Origin of the sequence: Pseudoalteromonas sp. ND6B (genome assembly GCF_000764215.1) — a bacterium.
In the GTDB taxonomy this organism is placed as follows: Bacteria; Pseudomonadota; Gammaproteobacteria; order Enterobacterales; family Alteromonadaceae; genus Pseudoalteromonas; species Pseudoalteromonas tetraodonis.
Window position 1 is genome coordinate 16,723 of sequence record NZ_JQFL01000023.1, and the last position, 22,984, is coordinate 39,706.

General features: G+C 42.2%; 16 protein-coding genes and 1 pseudogene. 10 read left to right on the forward strand and 7 right to left on the reverse strand.

The window, feature by feature from the left end; genetic code table 11:
* The first annotated feature begins 66 nt into the window (after window positions 1-66).
* A complete protein-coding gene (ahpF, locus tag ND6B_RS12800) occupies window positions 67-1,644 on the forward strand; it encodes an alkyl hydroperoxide reductase subunit F (RefSeq protein ID WP_028834166.1) in 1,578 nt (525 codons plus the stop codon).
* Window positions 1,645-1,739: 95 nt separating this feature from the next.
* Here ahpF and ND6B_RS12795 read toward each other — a convergent pair whose 3' ends face one another.
* From ND6B_RS12795 to ND6B_RS12780, 4 genes are all read right to left on the reverse strand, one after another.
* Window positions 1,740-1,931, reverse strand: coding sequence for a DUF3185 family protein (locus ND6B_RS12795; RefSeq protein WP_033103064.1), 192 nt, complete (start codon window positions 1,929-1,931; stop codon window positions 1,740-1,742).
* A gap of 48 nt (window positions 1,932-1,979) precedes the next feature.
* Window positions 1,980-4,004 carry a hybrid sensor histidine kinase/response regulator gene (locus ND6B_RS12790; RefSeq protein WP_033103065.1) on the reverse strand — a complete coding sequence of 675 codons (2,025 nt, stop codon included), beginning with the start codon at window positions 4,002-4,004 and terminating at the stop codon, window positions 1,980-1,982.
* 337 nt (window positions 4,005-4,341) lie between these two features.
* On the reverse strand, window positions 4,342-5,205 hold the full coding sequence (locus ND6B_RS12785; protein ID WP_033103094.1) for a patatin family protein: 864 nt from the start codon (window positions 5,203-5,205) through the stop codon (window positions 4,342-4,344).
* Between the two features lie 65 nt (window positions 5,206-5,270).
* Entirely contained in the window at window positions 5,271-6,245 is a 975-nt protein-coding gene (locus ND6B_RS12780) for a GlxA family transcriptional regulator (RefSeq protein WP_028834163.1), read from the reverse strand.
* A gap of 151 nt (window positions 6,246-6,396) precedes the next feature.
* On the opposite strand from ND6B_RS12780, the gene ND6B_RS12775 reads away from it, so the two are divergent.
* Both ND6B_RS12775 and tkt read left to right on the forward strand, forming a co-directional pair.
* On the forward strand, window positions 6,397-6,984 hold the full coding sequence (locus ND6B_RS12775; protein ID WP_033103066.1) for a cysteine hydrolase family protein: 588 nt from the start codon (window positions 6,397-6,399) through the stop codon (window positions 6,982-6,984).
* Between the two features lie 299 nt (window positions 6,985-7,283).
* Window positions 7,284-9,287, forward strand: coding sequence for a transketolase (tkt, locus tag ND6B_RS12770; protein WP_033103067.1), 2,004 nt, complete (start codon window positions 7,284-7,286; stop codon window positions 9,285-9,287).
* A 117-nt stretch (window positions 9,288-9,404) separates the two neighbouring features.
* On the opposite strand, the gene tal is transcribed toward tkt, so the two are convergent.
* Window positions 9,405-10,358 carry a transaldolase gene (gene tal, locus ND6B_RS12765; protein WP_033103068.1) on the reverse strand — a complete coding sequence of 318 codons (954 nt, stop codon included), beginning with the start codon at window positions 10,356-10,358 and terminating at the stop codon, window positions 9,405-9,407.
* A gap of 237 nt (window positions 10,359-10,595) precedes the next feature.
* Between tal and ND6B_RS12760 the strand changes: the two genes are divergently transcribed.
* The 7 genes from ND6B_RS12760 (at window position 10,596) to ND6B_RS12730 (ending at window position 20,340) form a co-directional block, all read left to right on the forward strand.
* Window positions 10,596-12,248 (forward strand): ribulokinase, encoded by a 1,653-nt coding sequence (locus tag ND6B_RS12760; protein ID WP_033103069.1) that lies wholly within the window; start codon window positions 10,596-10,598, stop codon window positions 12,246-12,248.
* The gene (locus tag ND6B_RS12755; protein WP_033103070.1) at window positions 12,245-12,946 is read left to right on the forward strand and encodes an L-ribulose-5-phosphate 4-epimerase; all 702 of its coding nucleotides are present in this window, start codon (window positions 12,245-12,247) and stop codon (window positions 12,944-12,946) included. Before ND6B_RS12760 ends, ND6B_RS12755 begins: the two co-directional genes overlap by 4 nt.
* A 22-nt stretch (window positions 12,947-12,968) precedes the next feature.
* Window positions 12,969-14,468, forward strand: a complete 1,500-nt coding sequence (araA, locus tag ND6B_RS12750) for an L-arabinose isomerase (protein ID WP_033103071.1) — start codon at window positions 12,969-12,971, stop codon at window positions 14,466-14,468.
* A gap of 88 nt (window positions 14,469-14,556) precedes the next feature.
* Complete coding sequence (locus tag ND6B_RS12745) at window positions 14,557-15,147, forward strand: HAD family hydrolase (RefSeq protein ID WP_033103072.1); 591 nt, start codon at window positions 14,557-14,559, stop codon at window positions 15,145-15,147.
* A gap of 216 nt (window positions 15,148-15,363) precedes the next feature.
* Window positions 15,364-16,431, forward strand: coding sequence for an aldose epimerase family protein (locus ND6B_RS12740; RefSeq protein ID WP_235420453.1), 1,068 nt, complete (start codon window positions 15,364-15,366; stop codon window positions 16,429-16,431).
* Window positions 16,431-18,398 carry a glycoside hydrolase family 97 protein gene (locus ND6B_RS12735; RefSeq protein ID WP_033103074.1) on the forward strand — a complete coding sequence of 656 codons (1,968 nt, stop codon included), beginning with the start codon at window positions 16,431-16,433 and terminating at the stop codon, window positions 18,396-18,398. The genes ND6B_RS12740 and ND6B_RS12735 overlap by 1 nt, the downstream gene beginning before the upstream one ends.
* On the forward strand, window positions 18,370-20,340 hold the full coding sequence (locus tag ND6B_RS12730; RefSeq protein WP_033103075.1) for an RICIN domain-containing protein: 1,971 nt from the start codon (window positions 18,370-18,372) through the stop codon (window positions 20,338-20,340). Before ND6B_RS12735 ends, ND6B_RS12730 begins: the two co-directional genes overlap by 29 nt.
* Before the next feature lie 68 nt (window positions 20,341-20,408).
* Here ND6B_RS12730 and ND6B_RS19570 read toward each other — a convergent pair.
* Both ND6B_RS19570 and ND6B_RS12725 read right to left on the reverse strand, forming a co-directional pair.
* Window positions 20,409-21,998 (reverse strand): annotated as a pseudogene (locus ND6B_RS19570) (carboxylesterase/lipase family protein).
* A 5-nt stretch (window positions 21,999-22,003) separates the two neighbouring features.
* Window positions 22,004-22,852 carry an alpha/beta fold hydrolase gene (locus tag ND6B_RS12725; protein ID WP_033103076.1) on the reverse strand — a complete coding sequence of 283 codons (849 nt, stop codon included), beginning with the start codon at window positions 22,850-22,852 and terminating at the stop codon, window positions 22,004-22,006.
* Between the last annotated feature and the right edge of the window lie 132 nt (window positions 22,853-22,984).

A 22,984-nucleotide genomic window follows, 5' to 3' on the forward strand; every position in this document is an offset into this window, starting at 1 on the left:
AAATTTCGCACATGCACTGATGGCATGGGAACCTTGCTGTTTTAATTTTCCTTAAGGGGCTAAGCCATGTTAGACAACAACATAAAGAACCAACTAAAAAGCCATTTTGAATCGCTGACTCAGCCTGTTGAGCTGCTTATCGCCTTGGACGACAGCAAAAAATCAACAGAAGTAGAAAGTCTAGCAAACGATTTAGCGTCACTAAGCGATAAGTTTAGTGTAATAAATAATCCCGATACTAGCGCCCGCAGGCCTTCTATGGTGGTGCATTCACCAGAAAAAAACACCCATATTACCTTTGCAGGTGTACCTATGGGACACGAATTTACTAGTTTAGTGTTAGCGCTATTACATACGGGTGGTCACCCTAGTAAAGCAAGTAAAGATGACATTGAACAAATACAAACACTTGAACAAACACTCAATTTTGAAGTGTATATTAGCTTGAGTTGCCAAACCTGCCCGCAAGTTGTGCAGGCACTTAATACTATGGCAGCAACAAATAGTAATATTAAAGCCACCATGATTGATGGGGCGTTATTTCAAGATGAAGTAGAGCAAAGAAACATACTGGCGGTACCGGCTGTTTATTTAAACGGTGAACCCTTTAGCCAAGGAGCAATGAGCCTCACTGATATTTTAAATAAAGTGGATAGCAAAGGTGCACAGCGCCAAGCAGCATCACTCAATGAAAAGTCGGTGTTTGATGTACTTGTCGTTGGTGGTGGGCCAGCTGGTGCTTCGGCAGCTATTTATTCAGCACGTAAAGGGCTCAATACTGGGGTTGTAGCAGAGCGATTTGGCGGTCAAGTTGCTGATACATTAGCGATTGAAAATTTTATTTCAATTAAAGCAACGCAAGGGCCAAAAATGGTGGCTCAGTTGGAAGAACACGTTAAAGAATACGATGTTGATGTTATGCACAACCAACGCGCGGCAAACCTGCAAAAAGGCAGTAATGGATATGATATTACGCTAGAAAATGGCGCTGTATTAAAAGCAAAATCACTCGTACTAGCAACCGGTGCACGCTGGCGCGAAATGAATGTACCCGGTGAGCAACAGTATAAAGGCCATGGCGTTGCATACTGCCCGCACTGTGATGGGCCTCTATTTAAAGGTAAACCGGTTGCGGTTATTGGTGGTGGTAATTCAGGTATTGAGGCGGCAATTGATTTAGCCAATATAGTTGAACACGTTACTGTGCTTGAATTTGCTGATACGTTACGCGCCGATGAGGTACTTATTCGTAAAGCTAATAGCTTAAAAAACATCACTATTATTAAAAACGCCCAAACCACGGAAGTACTAGGTGATGGCAAAAAAGTAACGGGGTTAAGTTATACCGACCGCCTTAGCGGCGAGAGTAAACAGTTGAACTTAGCCGGTATATTTGTACAAATTGGTTTAATACCTAATACCGAATGGTTGAAAGACAGCGACCTTGAACTGAGCCAATTTGGTGAAATACTCATTGATGCCAAAGGCGCAACATCGTTACAAGGCGTTTATGCTGCAGGTGATGCAACCACTACGCCATTTAAGCAAATTATTATTGCGATGGGGGCGGGCGCAACAGCAAGCCTAGGTGCGTTTGACTATTTAATTCGTCAAACGCCCGATGCAGAGCAAAGCGCTGCTTAATAGTGTTTTAGCTTAAAGTCTCTTGATATAACAGCTCTCACCCATAGCTGTTTGTTCACCCAAGCCGCCCTCTCCAAAGGCGGCTTTTTTGAGCGCTATTTAAGTCGGGTAATACCCACTAAAATACAGACAGCGGCACCAATAAAGCCAAGCCAGGCTTCCATAGGTGTTTCGCCGTTTAATGCGCGGGTAACCTGAGAGGCTGCTGAGTCATAAACGTCATAGCCCCATATTGCCAGTGCGATACCAATAACAATAAGTACAATACCAATAATTTTATTTGTCATAATGATCCTTTGTTTTCTAGTGCAAGTTAATCTGAGCGACACTCGTTATTATAATGTGGCTACGCTCAGCCTTTTTAATGTATTTGTAATTGCTTCTTCTATTGCTGGAAGCTTAAATGGTTTGGCTATAAACATATCCATGCCCGCTTGTTTACAGCTTAGTTTATCTTGGGAAGAAGCATTAGCCGTCAGAGCGACGATATATGTGCTTTTGGGGCTACAAATGTTATTAGATCTTAATTGTTTGGTAGCCTCAAAACCATCAAGTATTGGCATAATACAATCCATAAAAATAAGATCGTAATGCTTTTGTTTGCACTTTAAAATTGCGTCTTGGCCGTCTATGGCAAAGTCTGATTTTATATTAAACTTATCCAGCGCAGCTTCTAATACAAGGCGGTTTATTTCGTTATCATCAACCACCAGTACTGATAATTTGGCACCATGATTATTAATCGATTTAAGACTCGGTGTCTGTATTTGTTGTTTGCCAAGTTCAATCGGGATAGTTAAGGTAAAACACGTACCCACATTAACCTCACTCGTTACTTCAATTTTGCCATTCATAAAACCAACGAGTTCTTTAACAATTGCTAAACCTAATCCGGTGCCGCCTTTATTGTTGTTAGCATCAACCTCTTGGGTAAAAGGCTTAAATAATGAGTTTAAATACGCTTTACTCATGCCGCGACCCGTGTCGGTTATTTTAATGGTAAGTAAAGGGTGTTTTGTGTCTAATGCTAATTGCGAATAGAGAGAAACAGATCCATGCTCTGTAAATTTTAACGCGTTACTTAGTAAATTAGAGACAATTTGGCTTAATCGAGAGGTGTCGCAGTATACCCAAACATCATTAGGAATGAGATTAGTGGCTAGCAGTTCAATGTTTTTATTACTAAACAAAACCGAATATAAAGAAACCAAATCGGTAAATACCGTTTTAAGTAAAGAGTGGTGAGGCTCCAGTTTTAACTCACCATGATTTATTTTTGAAAAATCGAGTACTTCATTAATAATATTCAATAAAATGTCAGCACTTCGAAGGGCGACTTTAATTTTTTCTGCCCGCTTGTCATAATCATGTTCATCAATGAGAGTCGCTAACATTCCCGTAATACCATTAAGCGGGGTTCTAAGCTCATGACTAATTTTGGCAAACAGCATACTTCGGTCTTGGAGGAGTTGTTCTGCAAGTGCTTTTTTTTGTTTTAACTCTTCGCGTAACTTAACGGCTTCAGTTATATCTTGAAAAGTACCAAATAATCGCACACATTTGCCGTTGTTAAACTCGGCCTCTCCAAAGGTTGAAACCCAAATGTTCTGTTGCTTAGCGGTAACTATTTCCAGCTCTAAATGCCATTTTTCACCCTTAGATACCGCATTTTCTACCGCTTTATTAATGCTATCTCGACTTTTACCCGCTTTATAAAATTCAATGGCTGTTTCCATGTTTGGAGTATAGCCTTCTTCGGCTTGATGAATACGTCGAGTTTGCTGGCTCCAAAAAATGCTATTGTCTATTAGGTCGACTTCCCATGTGCCTATATTTGCAACGCTTTCAAGTTTCAATAAGGTGTCACTATTTTTAGTGAGATTAACTTTATCCTGATTGCGCGCAAATTCTGAGCCCAACCACTGAGCCAATAATTCAATATAATCATAAGCTTCATCGCTAAAAGGGGCGCATTCTTGAGCTGATGAAAAGTTAACAGTTCCAAATACGTCTGTACCTATTCGTATAGGCGCTCCAATATACGCCTCCAATTGGAAATTAATATAGCAAGGATGATTTGCAATACTACTTTGCGACGCATTATGAAATGCCAGTGCAGAGTTGGCCAACAAAGTATGTGTACAATAGGTGCCGTTTAACTCAAACTCAGTACCAATAGCAAGAGAATTGTCAGGGGTAATAGCATGTAAAACAGTGTAAGAATTATTTTTTACGCGGCTGATAATAGCCAAATCGAGCTGAAAAACATCGAGCCCAAAAGCAAGTAAGTCTGCAATTTTTTGATCAAAGCTAAGCTGTTGATCAGAGACTATATTATGAAAGCATCGAAGAAAATTCACAAAAAACCTTAATTTATTTAGTACGTACACAAGAACACAAGCAAGCACTATGCCTAAACATAATCTATTTTTTGACAATAAGCCATTAACACATAATTCCTTACTACATTAACTCGCGGGTTTAAAAATTAATAGCTTGAATTAGATGTAAATTCAGGGTTATATCACTATGTAGTTCTTCTTAGTCCACGCTGTTTATTAATAACCCTTCTTGTATTACCTGTGTATGCTCAAGCACGTTGAGTAACGTTCACCATAAACATATTTTATAATTTCAATAGCTTTGGGTGTATGAGTAAATGCAATTTTGACTTCGAGCAATCTGTTTGGAATGGTTTTATCGCTCATAACCATTGCTACCAAATCTAGGTTTATCCAAGTAACTTTTAGCTTCACTTATGCCCATTTGATAGCCTGAATTGAGTATAGCTCGATTTTTAGTGGTGCGGCCGACTTTAAACCCTGTTGGTGGTGCAATAATATTTATTTTGCAATCTGACGGAGCATTGTGCAAAAAATCAATACTGTCATTATAATTTTTAGAACGCTGTATGGCGGCCTCTGCAAGCGCAGGGCTCTGTTTATAGAGTTGTTTAGTTAACCACGGTACTTTGTTGTCTTTTTTACGATAGCCTAAAGGTTGGGAAAGGATAACTGTTATTTCTGATGCACCCATTTCATAGGCTTTTTTTACCGGAATAGAATCGGCAACGCCACCATCGGTCATTGCGATCCCGTTTATTGTTGGGTAATCCCGATAAGCGATTGGGATGGCGCAAGAGGCTTTTAATTGCTCAACCATTTCATTGCCCGTTGCTTGCAAATAGTGAGCTTTACCTGAATCTATTGCTGTTGCAACAATATAAAAATCGTAACGAGATTGTGAGAATTCGTCGGTATTCAAGGGGATTTCACGAACTGTTTCTTGCCACAGCCAATCTAAATCAAATAGATGGCCGCCTTTGATAAAACGTGCGAGATTAATAAATTCTGGCCTGCAGGAGTAATCGGTGATCACTTTGTAGTTGCGTGTTGGCTGCTTACATAAATAGGCTGCCACATTTGTAGCACCAGCTGATACTCCAAAATACCGATTAAAGGGTTGATATCCTTGCTCTAAAAACTCATCAAGCACACCTGCAGCAAAAATACCGCGCATTGCACCACCTTCAACGACTAACGTATGATTATTGTTCGTCATGCTCATTTCCATCCTTTGATAATACCTCATGCTAACAAGTGATTTGCGTATGTGCGAGTAACTTTTTATTGCGGCTCGCTACTTTTAAATTGCTTTCTGTAAGCGGAAGGTGAAATAGAGAAAGCGGCTAAAAACTGCTGTCGAAAGTTAACACTCGATGAAAACCCAGATTGATTAGCAATTCTATCTATATTGTGGTTACTTGTTTCTAATAGCTGCTGCGCGATGGTTAGACGTTGACTCAGCAGCCATTGTGTAAATGTAGTGCCCATTGCTTTTTTAAAAAGTCGAGAAAAATTACGGCGACTCATACTTGCTTTACTGGCGAGTTCATCGATTGTTAAAGGTTTAGTTAAATTTTTTAGTGCCCAAGTGATAGCCGGCTCTAAACGGTTACTATCGATGTGTCGAGGAATGGGTTTTTCTATATACTGTACTTGTCCTCCACTGCGGTGAGGCGCCACAACCATGCGTCTGGCCACGCTGTTGGCAATATCTGCGCCGTGATCACGACGTAATAAATGTAGGCAACAATCAATTGCGGCAGCGGCGCCTGCTGAGGTAAAAACATTTCCTTCATCAATGTACAGTACATCGTTATCAAAGTTTACTTTTGGGTATTTTTTTGCGAAGTCGTTAGCCCATACCCAGTGGGTTGATGCTGTTTTGCCATCCAATATACCTGCTTCAGCAAGCACAAAAGCGCCTAAACATAAACCTACCATTCTTGCTCCACGAGCATGTGAACGGCGAAGTGCATTAAGTAAAGCTGTTGAGGCGGGTATATCAGGATCGCACCACGCGGGTACTATGACAGTATCAGCAGTTTCAAGTATTGACAGGTCTTGTTTTATTTCTATGGGAAAGCCAGAAAGTGTTGGCACCAGACCTACCGTTTCTGTACATACTGTAACTTTATATGGACGAGCGCCCACGCGGTCTAAGTCTTCACCAAAAATACTACACGGAATAGATAGGTGAAACAAACTGATATTGTTATAAGCAACAATCGCAACGGTATGTTCATAGAGTAATGTCATTTTGGCCTAATATCATCGACTACCGTCCTTTAGGACACTATTTGCAACCGACTATAAAGTATAAGCTGTCACGGTGCAAACGCAGCAACACGGCTGTCACAGCCGTGATAGCTTATAAACTTAAATTTAACTCGGTATTAAAGGATAAATTATGACGACGACACTTCGTGAACTTAATGGGCTTGACTCAACACCCGCTTCACTTACAAACGCCACACTTATATTTGTTGATTATCAAAATACTTATACACAAGGTGTTATGGAGTTAGAAGGGTGGCAAGATGCTCTTAATAATGCGGCAATTTTACTGGCTGATGCACGTGCTGCTGGTTCTAAAATTATTCATATTATGCATGATGGTGGTGAAGGCTCGCCTTACGATATTAATGCCGAAATAGGCCAAATACACTCAAGTGTCGCGCCAATTGCGGATGAAAAAGTTATCGTTAAAACAGCTCCCGATAGTTTTGTAGGAACAGACTTAGGCGAACAAGTAGATGTAATTGGTAATAATAAATTGATCATTGTTGGGTTTATGACCCACATGTGTGTGACATTTACAGCGCAAGGTGCATTTTTAAGAGGTAACCACGCAACGGTAGTCGCTGACGCGTGCGCTACAAGGCCATTACAAACTTCAGTGAGTGATGTGTTGGCATCTGATCTACATAAAAGTGCCTTAGCAACCATTAATGACTTATATGGCGTGGTTATCCCAAGTGCTGATGACTTAAGCTAATAAATAAAAAATTTTAAGGGCAGTAATAGTGATATTACAGCCCTTAAAATCTAATGTGATTCTAGTTGGCTAAATGGCTTCAACCCACATAGTGCCTACTTCTTTTTTTACGACCTTAACATGTGTACCTGCAGTTAAAGTAAATAATCATTCCAAAGTATGCCCAGGCTGGCTTACTGTTTGGCATTCAATAGGCTTAAATAAAAATGACAAGCTATTTTAAGGCTATTTCAGATTGCTTTTTTACTTATAGTTTGAGATATTAATTATAATATAATATTAACAGGAAATAATGACAGATGACTCTGCCTAGTTCTCAATCTGCAAATGCAATCCGCATGCTTGCTGTCGATGCCGTTCAAAAAGCTAATTCAGGTCACCCAGGTGCACCAATGGGGATGGCTGATATTGCTGCTGTTCTTTGGCAAAACTTTCACCGCCATAATCCATTAAATCCAGATTGGCCTAACCGTGATCGTTTTGTATTGTCAAACGGCCATGGTTCAATGTTGCAATATGCACTATTACACCTAAGTGGTTATGATGTCAGTATTGAAGATATTAAACAGTTTCGCCAATTACATTCTAAAACACCGGGTCACCCAGAGTACGGTTATACACCTGGGGTTGAAACAACTACAGGGCCACTAGGCGCTGGTATTGCCAATGCGGTTGGTATGGCAATTGCCGAAAAAACCTTAGCTGCACAATTTAATAAACCACACTTTGATATTGTTGATCACTTCACTTATTGCTTTTTAGGTGATGGTTGTTTAATGGAAGGTATCTCTCATGAAGCATGTTCATTAGCGGGTACATTAAAGTTAGGCAAACTCATCACTTTTTGGGACGACAATGGCATCTCAATTGACGGGGAAGTAGAAGGTTGGTTTACTGACGATACCCCAAAACGCTTTGAATCATACGGTTGGCAGGTTATTAGTGATGTTGATGGTCACGATATGGCCGCGATTACCAGTGCTATTGAAGCTGCGCAAGCTAACACAGAACAGCCAACGCTTATCTGTTGTAAAACGGTGATTGGTTTTGGTTCGCCCAATAAATCGGGTAGTCATGATTGTCACGGTTCACCACTGGGTAATGATGAAATTGCAGCGGTTCGTGAGCAACTAAATTGGCCACATCCAGCCTTTGAAGTTCCACAAGACGTATACAATGAGTGGAATACGCAAGCTAAAGGTCAAGATTTAGAAAGTGCTTGGCAACAAACGTTTGCCGCTTACAGCAAAGCGCACCCAGAGCAAAGTAAAGAGTTTAATCGTCGTGTAACAGCTAAATCATTACCGAGCAACTTTGCAGAAATTGCTGATCAATACATCGCAAAGTGCCAAGATGAGATGCAAAACATCGCTACGCGCAAATCATCACAAAATGCCATTACCTTCTTTGCTGAGCATTTGCCTGAACTTATGGGAGGCTCCGCTGATTTAGCCGGTTCCAACTTAACCTTATGGCCTGACGCAAAAGGCTTGCAAGATGATGTTGCCGGTAACTATGTATTTTATGGCGTACGTGAGTTTGGCATGAGCGCGATAATGAATGGTATTGCATTACATGGGGGCTTTATCCCATTTGGTGCAACTTTCTTAATGTTTATGGAATATGCGCGTAATGCTGTGCGTATGGCGGCATTAATGAAAGCGCAAAGCATTTTTGTGTACACCCATGATTCGATTGGTCAAGGTGAAGATGGCCCAACTCATCAGCCGATTGAACAAATTGCCAACCTTCGTATGACGCCTAATATGACGACGTGGCGCCCATGTGATGAAGTTGAAACAGCGGTTGCTTGGCGTCAGGCATTAATCAATGAAGCAGGACCTAGTGCGTTGATCTTTAGTCGCCAGGGCACAAAAGCAATGCCGCGTGCAAAAGAGCAATTAGCGAATGTTGCAAAAGGTGGCTACATCTTAGTTGAGTGTGAGCAAACACCAGAGCTAATTTTAATGGCGACTGGTTCTGAAGTGGAATTAGCGGTTAATGCGGCAGCTGAACTAACAGCTCAAGGCAAGCAAGTTCGTGTTGTCTCTATGCCATCAACCAATCAGTTTGACTTGCAAGATAAAGCTTACCGTCAAAGTGTATTGCCAGCAGGTGTTGCTAAAATTGCCGTAGAAGCCGCACACAGTGATTTTTGGTATAAATACGTTGGTGAAGATGGCGACGTATTAGGTATGACTACGTTTGGTGAGTCAGCACCGGGTGCTGTATTACTAGAGCATTTTGGTTTTACCGTAGAGAACCTAGTTGCTAAGGCAAATGCGTTATTAAACGACATCTAGGTTAAAGTTTTACCTGATAAAAAGCCCGCTGATTTAATTAAATCAGCGGGCTTTTTTATGTATTTAATTCGAGCTCTTGATAATGATTGATGATCAAGAGCCCAATCAGTTAATGATTTAGACTAGCTCAGCTAAAATGGCTTCAAGCTTTTCTTGGTCAATTGCAAACTGACGAATGCCTTGGCTTAGTTTATCTGTTGCCATTGCATCTTGGTTCATTTCCCAGCGGAACGCTTGTTCGGTCATAGGCTCAGGGGCAGCAACTGTTTCAGTGGTAGGAGCAAGTTGACGCGCTAAAGGTGAATCTGTTGCGGCTAGTTCTGATAATAGCCCTGGGCTGATGGTTAATCTATCACAACCTGCCAGTAATTGAATTTCGTTGATGTTTCTAAAACTTGCGCCCATAACAATAGTTTTATAATCATGCTTTTTGAAAAAATCATAAATATGAGTCACTGATTGCACGCCTGGATCGTTAGCACCGCTAAAATCAGTATCAGTATTATTGGCTTTATACCAATCCAAAATACGCCCTACAAATGGCGAAATTAAATAAGCACCTACTTCAGCACAAGCACGAGCTTGGGCAAACGCGAATACCAGCGTTAAGTTACAACGAATACCTTGTTGTTCGAGTACTTTTGCAGCTTGAATACCTTCCCAAGTAGACGCCACTTTGATTAGTACGCGCGAGTTATCAATATCTTGCTCTTTATACAGGGCAACGAGCTCAAGCGCTTTATCAATCGTTGCTTGCGTATCAAACGATAAGCGCGCATCTACTTCGGTAGACACTAACCCTGGCACTTGAGCCATTAAATTTGCACCAATTAGTACCGACAGTTTGTCAGCAGCTTTGCTGATCACCTGTGCATTGTCACTTGTTTGTTGCTTAGCCCAAGCAACGGCTTCAACAGCCAGTGGGCGGTATTTTTCAATTTTAATCGCATTGAGCAATAACGATGGATTGGTAGTGGCATCTTGCGGCTTATATTGGTCGATCGCTTCAAAATCACCGGTATCAGCAACCACAGTGGTCATGGTTTTTAATTGTTCTAATTGGCTAGACATAGGCATCCTATTTTATCATACAAAATAAATTAATGGCTTTTAGCATTGCTTACAACATGGTTTAAGCCCTTTTTTAGTGCAAAACATTAGTTTAAAGGGCACAGGTGTCACGAATATTTCAGAATTAATCTGTTAATAATATTTTTATAATACCTTTACAACCCGTCATTATTGATATTATCATACAAATAACAGTAATGACTAACATTGTTAGTATCCAATTAGTGAAAGGTATTTATGTCTCGTTATACATTGGGCTTAGATTATGGCTCTGATTCAGTAAGAGCACTGCTTGTTGATGTAATTACAGGTAAAGAGCTGGCTAGCCATTTAGTGAATTATCCGCGTTGGGCGCAAGGTTTATATTGCGATCCAAGTAAAGATCAATTTCGCCAGCATCCACAAGACTACATCGACAGCTTGATTGAGGTCGTCAATGGTCTATGGCAACAAGTACCTGCGGGAACTGCGGATAAAGTAATAGGTATGAGCTTTGATACCACAGGCTCAACGCCAGTGGCGATTAATAGCCAAGGCACGCCTTTAGCGCTGACTGAAGAATTTGCTGAAAACCCTAATGCGATGTTCATTCTTTGGAAAGACCATACGTCGATTAAAGAGGCGAATGAGATCACCAAAGCCGCGACCAATAACGAGGTTAATTATCTTTCACATATGGGCGGTATCTATTCATCAGAATGGTACTGGGCTAAAGCACTACATATTTTTAGAGATGATGCGGCTGTCAAAGCGGCAACTTACTCATGGGTTGAGCATTGTGACTGGATGACTGCATTAATGTGTGGCACCACTCACCCAGAAGTATTAACGCTGGGACGCTGTGCAACAGGCCATAAACAAATGTGGAATGAGAAATGGGGTGGTTTCCCACCAAATAGTTTCTTCAGCAATATTGACCCATTATTAGATGGTGTGGTTGATACGCTTAATGCAGCAACCCAACCAAGTGACCAAGTCGCTGGTAAATTAACAGCGCAATGGGCTGATAAACTTGGTTTATCACAGAATGTAGTTGTAGGTTACGGTGCGTTTGACTGTCACATGGGGGCAGTTGCTGCCAATGTGCGTCCAGGTGTTTTAACTAAAGTAATGGGTACTTCAACTTGTGATATTACTGTTACTTCAAAACAGCAACTTGGCGATACCTGTGTTAAAGGTATCTGTGGTCAAGTAGATGGCTCAGTGATCCCAGGCATGATTGGCCTTGAAGCGGGGCAATCTGCGTTTGGCGATTTATACGCATGGTTTAAAAACCTAATGCTGTGGCCAACTCGCCAGTTAGCAAATTTAAACGACGTTGAACAAAGCTTGATCAATAAAATTGAAGACTCAATTTTAGTTGATTTATCAAAAGCTGCCAGTGCGTTACCGGTTAAAAATACCGATGTAACAGCACTTGACTGGGTCAACGGTCGTCGCACACCTGATGCAGATCAAAGCGTAGCAATGGCCATGACGGGCATGAAAATGGGCACTGACGCGCCGCAGTTCTTTAAAGCATTAGTTGAGGCGACGGCTTTTGGTGCTCGTGCCATTACTGAACGTTTTGAAAATGAAGGCGTGCCGATTGATTCAGTAGTGGTAATTGGCGGCATTTCAAAAAAATCAGATTACGTAATGCAAACCTGTGCGGATGTATGGAACTGCCCAATTGACGTACTTGAAAGCGAGCAAAGCTGTGCACTTGGCGCTGCCATTATGGCTGCTGTTGCTGCAGGTGAATATGCAACGGTTGCTGATGCGCAACAAGTTATGGCGTCTGCCGTGTGTCATCAATATTTACCTAACCCTGAGCGGGTTGCTGTTTATGATGAGCTATACGCTAATTATCAAGCGCTGGCACAGTATGTTGATGGAGCAAAATCATGAGCTACACAGAGTTAAAGCGTGAAGTATTTGAAGCTAACATGGAATTACAACGTCGTGGTTTAGTAATTTATACCTTTGGTAATGTGTCGCAAATTGACCGCGACAAAGGCGTGATTGCGATTAAACCAAGCGGTGTGTCGTATGACCAAATGAAAGCTGAAGACATGGTGATTGTTGATTTAGAAAACAACATTGTTGAGGGCAGTATGCGCCCATCTTCAGACACCAAAACGCATATTCATCTGTATCGTCATTTTAATGAGATTGGTGGCGTTACCCATACTCATTCAACCTACGCAACAGCATGGGCACAAGCAAAACAAAGCATTCCGTGCTTTGGTACGACACATGCTGATTATGTGCACGGTGATATTACCTGTACGCGTGAGCTTACTGATGTGCAAGTAAATGGTGATTATGAGCTTGAGACCGGTATTCAAATTACCGATGCGTATAAAGACCGCGACCCAAAAGCAGCACCTATGGTGATTGTGGCAGGGCATGCACCGTTTACGTGGGGTAAAGATGCTGCGCAGTCTGTTTATCACGCGGCGCTGCTAGAAGAAATTGCTCGCATGGCTTACTTAACTCGCACGCTAGATCAAAATGCGGGTGCGCTTAAGAAGTCTGTGATGGATAAACATTATTTAAGAAAACACGGTAAAGATGCCTACTACGGCCAAAGTAACCGTGGCTAACCAGTACAAGAGGAATTTATATATGCCGTCGTCAATGAAAGAAGTTTGGTTTGTAACTGGGTCACAACATTTATATGGCCCAAAAGTGTTAAACACCGTTGCAGATAATAGCGCTGCAATTGTTGCAGGTTTAAATAGCGAAGCTAATTTACCGATTAACTTAGTGTGTAAGCCAACGGTGAAAACGCCTGAAGAAATTCATGCCGTGTGCCAAGCAGCAAACACCGATCCTAACTGTGTAGGTCTAGTATTATGGATGCATACGTTCTCACCCGCGAAAATGTGGATAGCTGGATTAAACGAGTTACGTAAACCATGGTTACACCTTCATACGCAATTTAATGCCGCGCTACCGTGGTCTGAAATTGATATGAACTACATGAATACCCACCAAAGTGCCCACGGTGACCGTGAATTTGGTTTCATTGGTACTGTAATGCGCAAAGAGCGCAAAGTGGTTGCTGGCCACTGGCAACGTGCTGACGTGCAAAAGCAAATTGATGATTGGTGTCGTGCTGCTAAAGGCTGGGCTGAAAGCCAAACACTTAAAGTGGCACGTTTTGGCGATAATATGCGTCAAGTTGCGGTTACTGAAGGTAACAAAGTTTCAGCACAAATCACCTTTGGTTATGAAGTACATGCCTTTGGCGTAGCGGAGCTCGTTAAAGTTGTTGATACCGTAACGGATGCCGAAGTAGATGCACAGCTTGAAGTATACAAAACTGACTATGTGATTAGCGATGAAACGCTGCAAGATGATTACAAAGTATCGATGCTACGCAATGAAGCACGTTTAGAGCTTGGTATGGAGCGCTTTTTAGAAAAAGGTGGCTTTAAAGCATTCACTAACTGTTTTGAAGACTTGTCTGGTTTATCAGGTTTACCAGGACTTGCAACGCAGCGCTTAATGGCGAAAGGTTATGGCTATGGGGGCGAGGGCGACTGGAAAACAGCTGCCATGGTACGCATCATGAAAGTAATGGGTGAAGGCCGTGAAGGCGGTTGTTCATTTATGGAAGATTACACGTATAACATGGGTGATACTGACCAAGTATTGGGTGCTCACATGTTAGAAGTATGTCCATCAATTGCTGCGCAAAAACCACGCCTTGAAGTTCACACTCATACCATTGGGGTGAAATGTGATGTGGGTCGTTTATTGTTTACTGCTAAAGCCGGTGCGGCAATTAACGTTTCGCCAATTGATATGGGTAATCGCTTTCGTATCTTAATTAACGAAGTAGACACGGTAACACCACCGGCTGAATTACCGCACTTGCCAGTGGCGTCAGCGTTGTGGGAGCCAAAACCTAACCTATCAGTAGCGTCTGCTGCGTGGATCCATGCAGGTGGTGCACACCATACTGCGTACAGCCAAGCTGTTACCACCGATATGATCGTTGATTTTGCTGAAATGGCAGGTGTTGAAACCATGATTATTGATGCTGATACCAGTATCCGTGGTTTCAAAACAGAACTACGCCACAATGCAGCGTATTACATGTTAAAACGTGGGCTTTAATCACCTATAACAGCAGTGATCTAAGTTAACTAAATAAGCCAACTTTATAGTAAAGTTGGCTTTTGTTTTCTCAGAATTTGGAGTACAGATGCTCGATCTCACAAAATACCAAGGTATTATTTTTGATATGGATGGCACACTTATCGATTCGATGGGCTCTCATTTAAAAGCATGGGAGCTAACCTGCTATGCGTTTGATTATCCGTTTGATTATGATTATATGTATGGCTTAGGTGGCGTACCAACACTTGCCACAGTTGATATCCTTAATGAAAAATTTGGACTTAGTCATGACGCAGATGACGTTGCAGAGCAAAAACATCAGTTTTGGCTAGGTTTAGACAGCAAACCAGAAATCATAACTGAAACAGTCGATGTATTAAACTATTACCATGGCAAAATGCCAATTGGGGTAGGTACAGGTGCGGATCGTGCGCATGCTGTTGACCATTTAACCCATACCGGGTTAATTGATAAAATTAAAGCTTTAGTCACCGCCAGTGATGTTCGCCACGGTAAACCTCATCCTGAAACTTTCTTAACAGTAGCAAAGCAAATAGGCATTCAACCACAAAATTGTGTGGTGTTTGAAGACACGCAAATAGGTCATCAAGCAGCGACTGCGGCAGGTATGGATTGTATTTTAGTTAAAGACGGCAAAATACAACTAAAAACTTAGGCGAATAAATTTGCAATTAGCCGTTAAATTGTATTATAAAAGTATAAATACAATTATAAAAAGGTTATTGGTATGTCATTGCAATGTGTAACTCAGCGCCTAACAGCGGTTCATCAGTCGTCAACATCGATTAAAAAATTATCTCGCGGTATCTTTGCAATAGCAGTGTCCTTTGGGATTGCTTTAACCCCCGCGTGTGCTCACCAAGGAGACAATATGACCAATTCACCTTCTGCATTACTACACGCTTATGGCAAGCTGGCAGACCAAACTCCGATCAACCAAGTTACCCTAACCAATAGTAATGGTGTGAGCGTTGATGTGATCAATTATGGTGGCATCATAACGCGCATCGAAACACCAGACAGCAATGGAAACATGGGTAACATTGTATTAGGTATGGATAATTTAGAAGATTACACTAATGCAACTACTTACTTTGGCGCGATCATTGGCAGATTTGGTAACCGTATTGCTAATGGTAAATTTAGCTTAAACGGCACAGACTATCAGCTAGCAACTAACGATGGTGCTAACCATTTACACGGTGGTGTGCAGGGCTTTGATAAAAAAGTCTGGACCATGGCGCCATTTAGTACAGAAAACAGTGCGGGTGTTACACTTAGTTTAGTGAGCCCTGATGGCGATCAAGGTTATCCAGGTACCTTGACAACGCAAGTAACTTACACGCTGACCAACAAAAATACCCTAGATATGCAATTTGTGGCAAAAACAAATAAGCCAACCATCATCAATATGACCCAGCACAGCTATTTTAACTTAGCCGGTAAGGGCGATATTCTCGATCATCAAATGCAAATCAACTCAAACGCAATCACCCCTGTGGATGGCGGTTTGATCCCAACGGGTGAGTTAATGCAAGTGGCGGGTACACCATTTGATTTTAGAAATCCAAAAGCGATTGGCAAAGACATTAATATTGATGATGAGCAGCTTAAGCTTGGCAAAGGTTACGATCATAACTTTGTACTTAAAAACAAGCCAAATCATGATTTAATTGAAGCTGCTAATGTGTATGAGCCAAGTTCGGGCCGCACTCTAACTGTGTATACCGAAGAGCCAGCGGTACAGTTTTACTCGGGCAACTTTTTAGATGGTAGCAGCAAGCAAGCCTCTGGATTAGTACATAAATTAAGAAGTGGTTTTTGTTTAGAGCCACAGCACTTTCCTGATGCGCCTAATCAGCCTACATTCCCAACTACTACACTGTTGCCAGGTGATGTTTATTCAACGCGAATCGTATATGAGTTTGGCACTAAGTAATGCACTTCGTTAATCAAATAGGGCTGCTGTTTGCAGCCTTAGTGATAACAACTGTGGCGCAAGCGACTGAGGTTGCGACTATTCACAGCCCAGATCAGCAGTTAGCCGTATTGGTTGATTTAGATGAGCAAGGGCAGTTAAGTTATCAAGTACAGTCAGGTAGCGATAAAGTAATTGAGCCATCTTTATTAGGTATCACGCTTAATAATACCGATTTTACTAAAAAGCTTAGATTATTAGCCGTTAAACAACAGCCGACAGTGAATGATAGCTACCAGCTTTTTACTGGTAAGCAACAGTTTGTTGATTACCAGGCTAACAGTACGGTTGTTAGTGTGACTAATCAGCAACACGAAACATTAAATGTTCGCTTTCAAGTGAGCAACGATGGGGTTGCTTTTCGCTACGAGTTAGATGGGGAGTCCTCGGATACGCGGGTCGTTATGAGTGAACAAACGGGTTTTAACTTCCCAAGTGAAACCGTTGCGTGGTTACAGCCTAAAGCGCAAGCACAATCTGGCTGGATGAATACTAACCCTTCTTATGAAGAAGAATATTTACAAGCGACAGCATTAACGACCCCTGCAATAACCAATAATGGCTGGGTGTATCCGGCATTATTTAAGCACCAAGAGCAGTATATTTTAATCTCAGAAGCTGGTGGTGAAGACTATTACAGTGGTACTAATTTAACCAATAATAGCCAAGGGCAGTTTAAGGTTCGTTTTCCTGATCAGCGTGAAGTTACTTCTAATGGTGGCTATTTACCAGAGCATACACTGCCGCTTTTATCGCCATGGCGTTTATTGGTAATTGGCACGTTGCAAACGGTTACTGAGTCTACTTTAGGGACTGACTTAGCCCGACCAAACCAGCTAACTAACACTGATTTTGTTAAACCGGGGATTGCTGCTTGGAGTTGGGGGTTATTAAAGGATGACTTTACAACCTTTCCAGTGCAAAAGCAGTTTATTGATTATGCAGCAGATATGTACTGGCAATATGTATTGATTGATGCGGATTGGGATCAAAAAATAGGCTGGGAGAAAATGCAGCAGTTGGCAGCCTATGCTAAGCAAAAAAATGTTGACTTATGGGTTTGGTATAACTCATCAGGGGCTTGGAATAACACGGTTTATTCTCCTAAAAGTGCATTACTAACGCGTGCTGATCGCATTAAACTTTTTGCAAAACTTCAAGCTATGGGAATTAAAGGCATTAAAGTCGACTTCTTCCCGGGTGATGGTTCATCTGTGATGGCCTATTACGAAGCTATGCTGAAAGACGCGGCAGCACATCAGTTAATGGTCAATTTTCATGGCACCACTTTGCCAAGGGGCTTGCAGCGAACTTATCCTAATCTAATGACCTCCGAAGCAGTAAAAGGCTTTGAGATGATAAGCTTTTTTCAAGCATTTGCCGATAAAGAAGCGCAGCATGCAGCGACCTTAGTGTTTACTCGGAACGTATTTGATCCAATGGATTTTACACCTATGGTACTTGGTGATATTCCTAATATTGAACGCAAAACCAATAATGCCTTTGAGCTCGCGCTGCCGATTTTATTTACATCAGGGGTACAGCACTTAGTGACAACGCCTGAGCAAATGACGAAAGTTTCAGAGCCAGTAAAAGCTTATTTGAAATCGCTGCCTACTCTGTGGGATGAAACAAGGCTCTTGCAAGGCAGCCCAGGTAAGCATGTGGTGATGGCGAGACGTTCTCGCTGCAACTGGTATGTTGCAGCTATTAATGCGCAAGATAAAGCTATTACGTTAGATATTGACTTAAGCTTTAGTAACTTCAGTTCAGCCCAGCTACTTAGCGCAGGTAAAAAATTAACACAGGTTGAGGCGCAACAGCTCAACTCAAAACTGTTTTCTATAAAATTAACCCCCAATAGCGGGTTTGTTATAATAACTAAGGGTGATAACAACAATGAATGCACAACATCACTTGCGCACTAAATTAAAGCGTACTGCTAAAGCAACAGGCCTTGTAGGCTTATTCGCTTTGTCATTAAGCTCACTTAGTGGTTGTGAATCTACAACCCGCGCAGACACACAACAAACACAAGATGCAGCACCAATCGCGAGCGCAAAAGCACCCACGCAAGATGATGGCGTGTTTACTAATCCATTATTTCCTAATGGTGCCGATCCATGGCTTGAATACTGGGATGGTAACTATTACCTAACGACGACGACATGGACATCTGAATTGGTGATGCGTAAATCACCTACTCTAGCAGGACTTGCCGATGCAACCCCAGTCAATGTATGGTCAGCGACCGATCCTGCGCGTTGTTGTAACTTTTGGGCGTTTGAATTTCATCGTGTTAAAGGCCCTGACGGCTACCGTTGGTACATGATGTATACAGCAGGGACTGATGGTACTTTAGATAACCAACATCTTAATGTATTAGAAAGTGCCGGTGACGACCCAATGGGTCCGTATGAATACAAAGGCGCACTCATGCCTGATGTATGGAATATCGATGGTAACTATTTAAGCTATAAAGACAAACTCTATGTTATTTATTCCCAGTGGCAGGGCGATCAACAGTTAAACATTATTGCTGAAATGGAAAACCCGTGGACGCTGAAAAAAGGCACTCCACATACAGTAATCACACGCCCTGAACTTGATTGGGAAATCAGCGGCCGTAAAGTTACCGAAGGCGCTGAGATTTTACAGCACAACGGTCGTACGTTTATGACTTACTCCGCAAGCTTTTGTAACACGCCAGATTATAAGTTAGGTATGTTAGAGCTGGTGGGTGATGATCCGCTAGATGCAAACAGCTGGAAGAAGTTTGACGAGCCGGTGTTTGAACGTACTGATGAAGTATTTGGCCCTGGTCACAATGGTTTCTTCACTTCGCCAGATGGCAGTGAAGATTGGCTGGTATACCACGGTAATGACTCAGTAGAACATGGTTGTAGTGCCACACGTTCTTTGCGTGCGCAAAAATTTACTTGGCATGATAATGGCACACCAAACTTTGCAAAACCAGTAACACCGGGTGTTGAAGTGGCTCCACCATCAGGTGAATACGGCCCGCTTGTAACCCGCGTACAAGGCCAACGTTATAACTTAGTTAATGCGACCAGTGGTTTATGCTTAGACATTGCAGCCGATCCTCAAGATGCGCGTGCTGTGCAACGTCAATGTGCAAGCACTAATGGGCAATGGGTGATTGATGCCACTACGGATGGTTTTGTACGTTTAGCAAACCGTGAAGACAGCAAGTTTTTAGATCTGGCTAATTGCAGTGATGCTGATAATGCGAAAATACAATCTGCAGCGTGGCGTAATAACTTCTGTCAGCAATGGAAAGTAGCACCAAGCACTGATGGTAATGTCACTATTACTAACCGTTACACTGAAAAACCATTAGCCGTAGCAGGGTGTTCAGCCGCGCAAAATCAAGCGGTTTTACAACAAGGTAAAGATACTGCATGTGCTGATTGGCAGTTACAGCCTGTAGGTAGTGTCGCGGTAATGAGCCAACAAAGTGGTAAAGCATTGAGCGTTGCAGGAGCAGTTAAAGCGGGTACTAATGTTGAGCAACAAGCGTTTACTCACAGCGATGCCCAGCAATGGTTCTTTGCGCCAACAGACACAGGCTACGTTGCTCTAAAACAAGACCTTGATAGCGATTACTGCGCTGCTGTGGCAAACAATGCTTTAGTGCCTGGCGCTAACGTTGAAATGGCTTCGTGCGAAACTAAAACAGCACAATGGCGTATAACCCCTGTTGAAGGTGGCGGCGTGATGTTGATCAACCGTTACACAAAGCAAGCACTGGGTTTAAGTGATTGTGGCCTTGCAGATAAAACTAATTTTGCACAACAACCTGATTTAGGAAACAAGTGTCAGATTTTCCACCTTCGAGAACCTAACTAGTCACTAAACATGTTCGACTCTTACCAAGCCACTACTTTGTTAGTGGCTTTTATTTGGTTTGCTGCAAATTAGTGAATTTCATTAGCCCATTTTTCACCAGCTGGTGTCCGGCGCCATTTAAAATACTCATCAAGTGTTTCTAAGGCTTGTTTGTCTGGTACAGGGCCAACTTTCGCTTGCTGTTGAAAATACATAGTGCTGGGTTTGTCATTATTAAAAGCGGGCCAATTAGGCAGTGCATCGCCATTTGGGTTGCCGGTTTTAACAAAGTTAGTCCAATAGGTTGCCATTATATCCGACATCTTTACATCATTTTCCGTTACATTCGGATCTGCTTTATTTAGGTTTTTAAACATATAGGCAATTTCATGACCGTGAGCAGAGCCATGATCTTCGTCTTTGGCATCAGGTGTACGTTTAGGGTGGTGATCGAAGTAATAAAGATATGCTGGGGCTTTACCATACTGAGTTTGTAATTTAGCCCAGCTCCAGGTATGCCAACCAAATGCGGCATCACGTACTAGGTTTCGAGCACTGCGAGGGATGCTATTTTTTGCAACAGGGTAAGCTTCAAGTAAGCTAGGCGCAAATTGACCGAAACGAGTCTTTACTCCATCAACAAAATTATTAACATCAGGGTCCCACACAAAGCTGACGCCTTCATCGGAGTTATAACCAATTAAAGCGGGTACATCATTAAACTTGCCTTGCTGATAGAGCTTATATTGGTCGCCCTTGATCACATAGTCGTCAACAATAGGCCAGCCACCTGGTAGCGACCAACCTTTTGGTATAAAGGTGTCTGCGCTCATTTTACGCAGCTGTGCAATTGAGGTTGTGCCAAACTGTTTTACATAGTCGAAACCTTCTGCTTGAGCCTGCTCTAGGGTCGACATGTTTTCACCAGAGTAATTTTTTATGCGAGTAGGGCCAAATGAACCGCCACTTTGAGAAATTACTTTGTTAAATAGACCACTTGCTAACGGTGACGCTGCAAGCATACTCACTGAAATACCGCCTGCGGATTCACCGGCAATAGTGACATTGTTAGCATCACCGCCAAACGCAGCAATGTTCTGTTTAAGCCACTTTAACGCGGCAATTTGATCGAGTAAGCCGTAATTTCCAGAGACACCTGCTGGGCTTTCTTTGTTAAGCTCTGGGTGAGCTAAAAAGCCAAGTTGACCAACGCGATAAGCAATCGAAACAACTATCACGCCTTTATTCGCAAGTTCAGTACCATCAAAAATAGGATCGGATGAACTGCCAAAGCTAAAGCCTCCTCAGTAGATCCATACCAATACAGGGAGTTTAACTGCGTTCGATTCTGCCGGTGTCCAAATATTTAAATATAAGCTATCTTCACTGATCCCAGATACTGGGTTGCCTGCTTGTATTGGTGCAGGGGCATACTCTTGTGCTTTAAGTACACCTTGCCATTTTTCAGCCGGTTGCGGGGCTTTCCAACGTAATTCACCAATGGGTGGTTTAGCAAACGGCACACCTTTAAAAACTGCCAGGTTTTGCTGGGCGGTGCCCTGAAGTTTACCTTGTGCCACAGTCACTTGGGTGAGCGGCTCTGCGCTGACAGCGGTCGTTGTTGCAGTAAAAAATGCAGCATATAAAAGCCGCTTAAGTGTTGATGTGTTCATAATCATTCCTTTTAAAATTGTTTTGCTTTTATATCCCAATTAACAAAGTCAGCTGTATTACCCTGCAAAAATAGCGTTGCATTGGTTTGCTTATCTTTTAATTGCCAATCCAACCATTTGATAGCGAGCTTTGAGAACGAACCACCAAACGGCTGTTCAAACGTTCCTGAATGCCCCGCGGTTTTATGATTAGCAAACACAATTGGCACATGATTTACACGCTGATAATCAAGCTTGGCATTTTCTGTGGCAATATCGGTTGGCCCACCGACAAGATAAATAACAGGAGCATGTAAGTTGTGCAGTGAGTCAACATCGGCGCTTGCCATGGTCATATCACCAATGCCTGAATTAAACATTAAATAGCTGCTGACTCTTTCATCTGCTGCAGTGGTAAGTAGTTGCGCGCCGCCACACGATTGACCTGCAATAGCGATTTTCTTAAGGTTTGCGCTTTGGTAAAATTCACTTAACGGATTTGCAGATTGCGCCGTTATCCAATCAATCGCGTGAGGGATCATGCTATTACTGGCCTTATTTAAGGGCCTGTCATCAAGGCTGTTTTGCATTTTGCCTAATGCAATCACTAAGTAACCATGCGAGGCAATGTCTGAGAGCATATGCTCAAAGGGATAGGAGGTATCCATGCAACCGCCGTTCGCAAATACTACAACGGGTAGTTTTATTGACTGATTTAACTCGTTCGGGCGGTATATAACATAGTTACCTAACGAGGTTTCAGTGGCTGCAATGGCGCTAAATGGGCCACTGCCACCTTCGTCTATCACTTTATAGTCGGCTGTTTTAGCAAAGCATAGCGAGGGTATCAAGCATAGTAAGGTGATGAAAAGACGTTGCATAGCTCCTTCCTTAGTTAATATTGTATTATAAATCCCACTGTATACGATGTTGTGTTTGTTGAAAATAAAAAGTTAAAAAAAAGCCAGACTCTCGTCTGGCTTTTCACGACAACAAACTATTGGGTAAGGCAG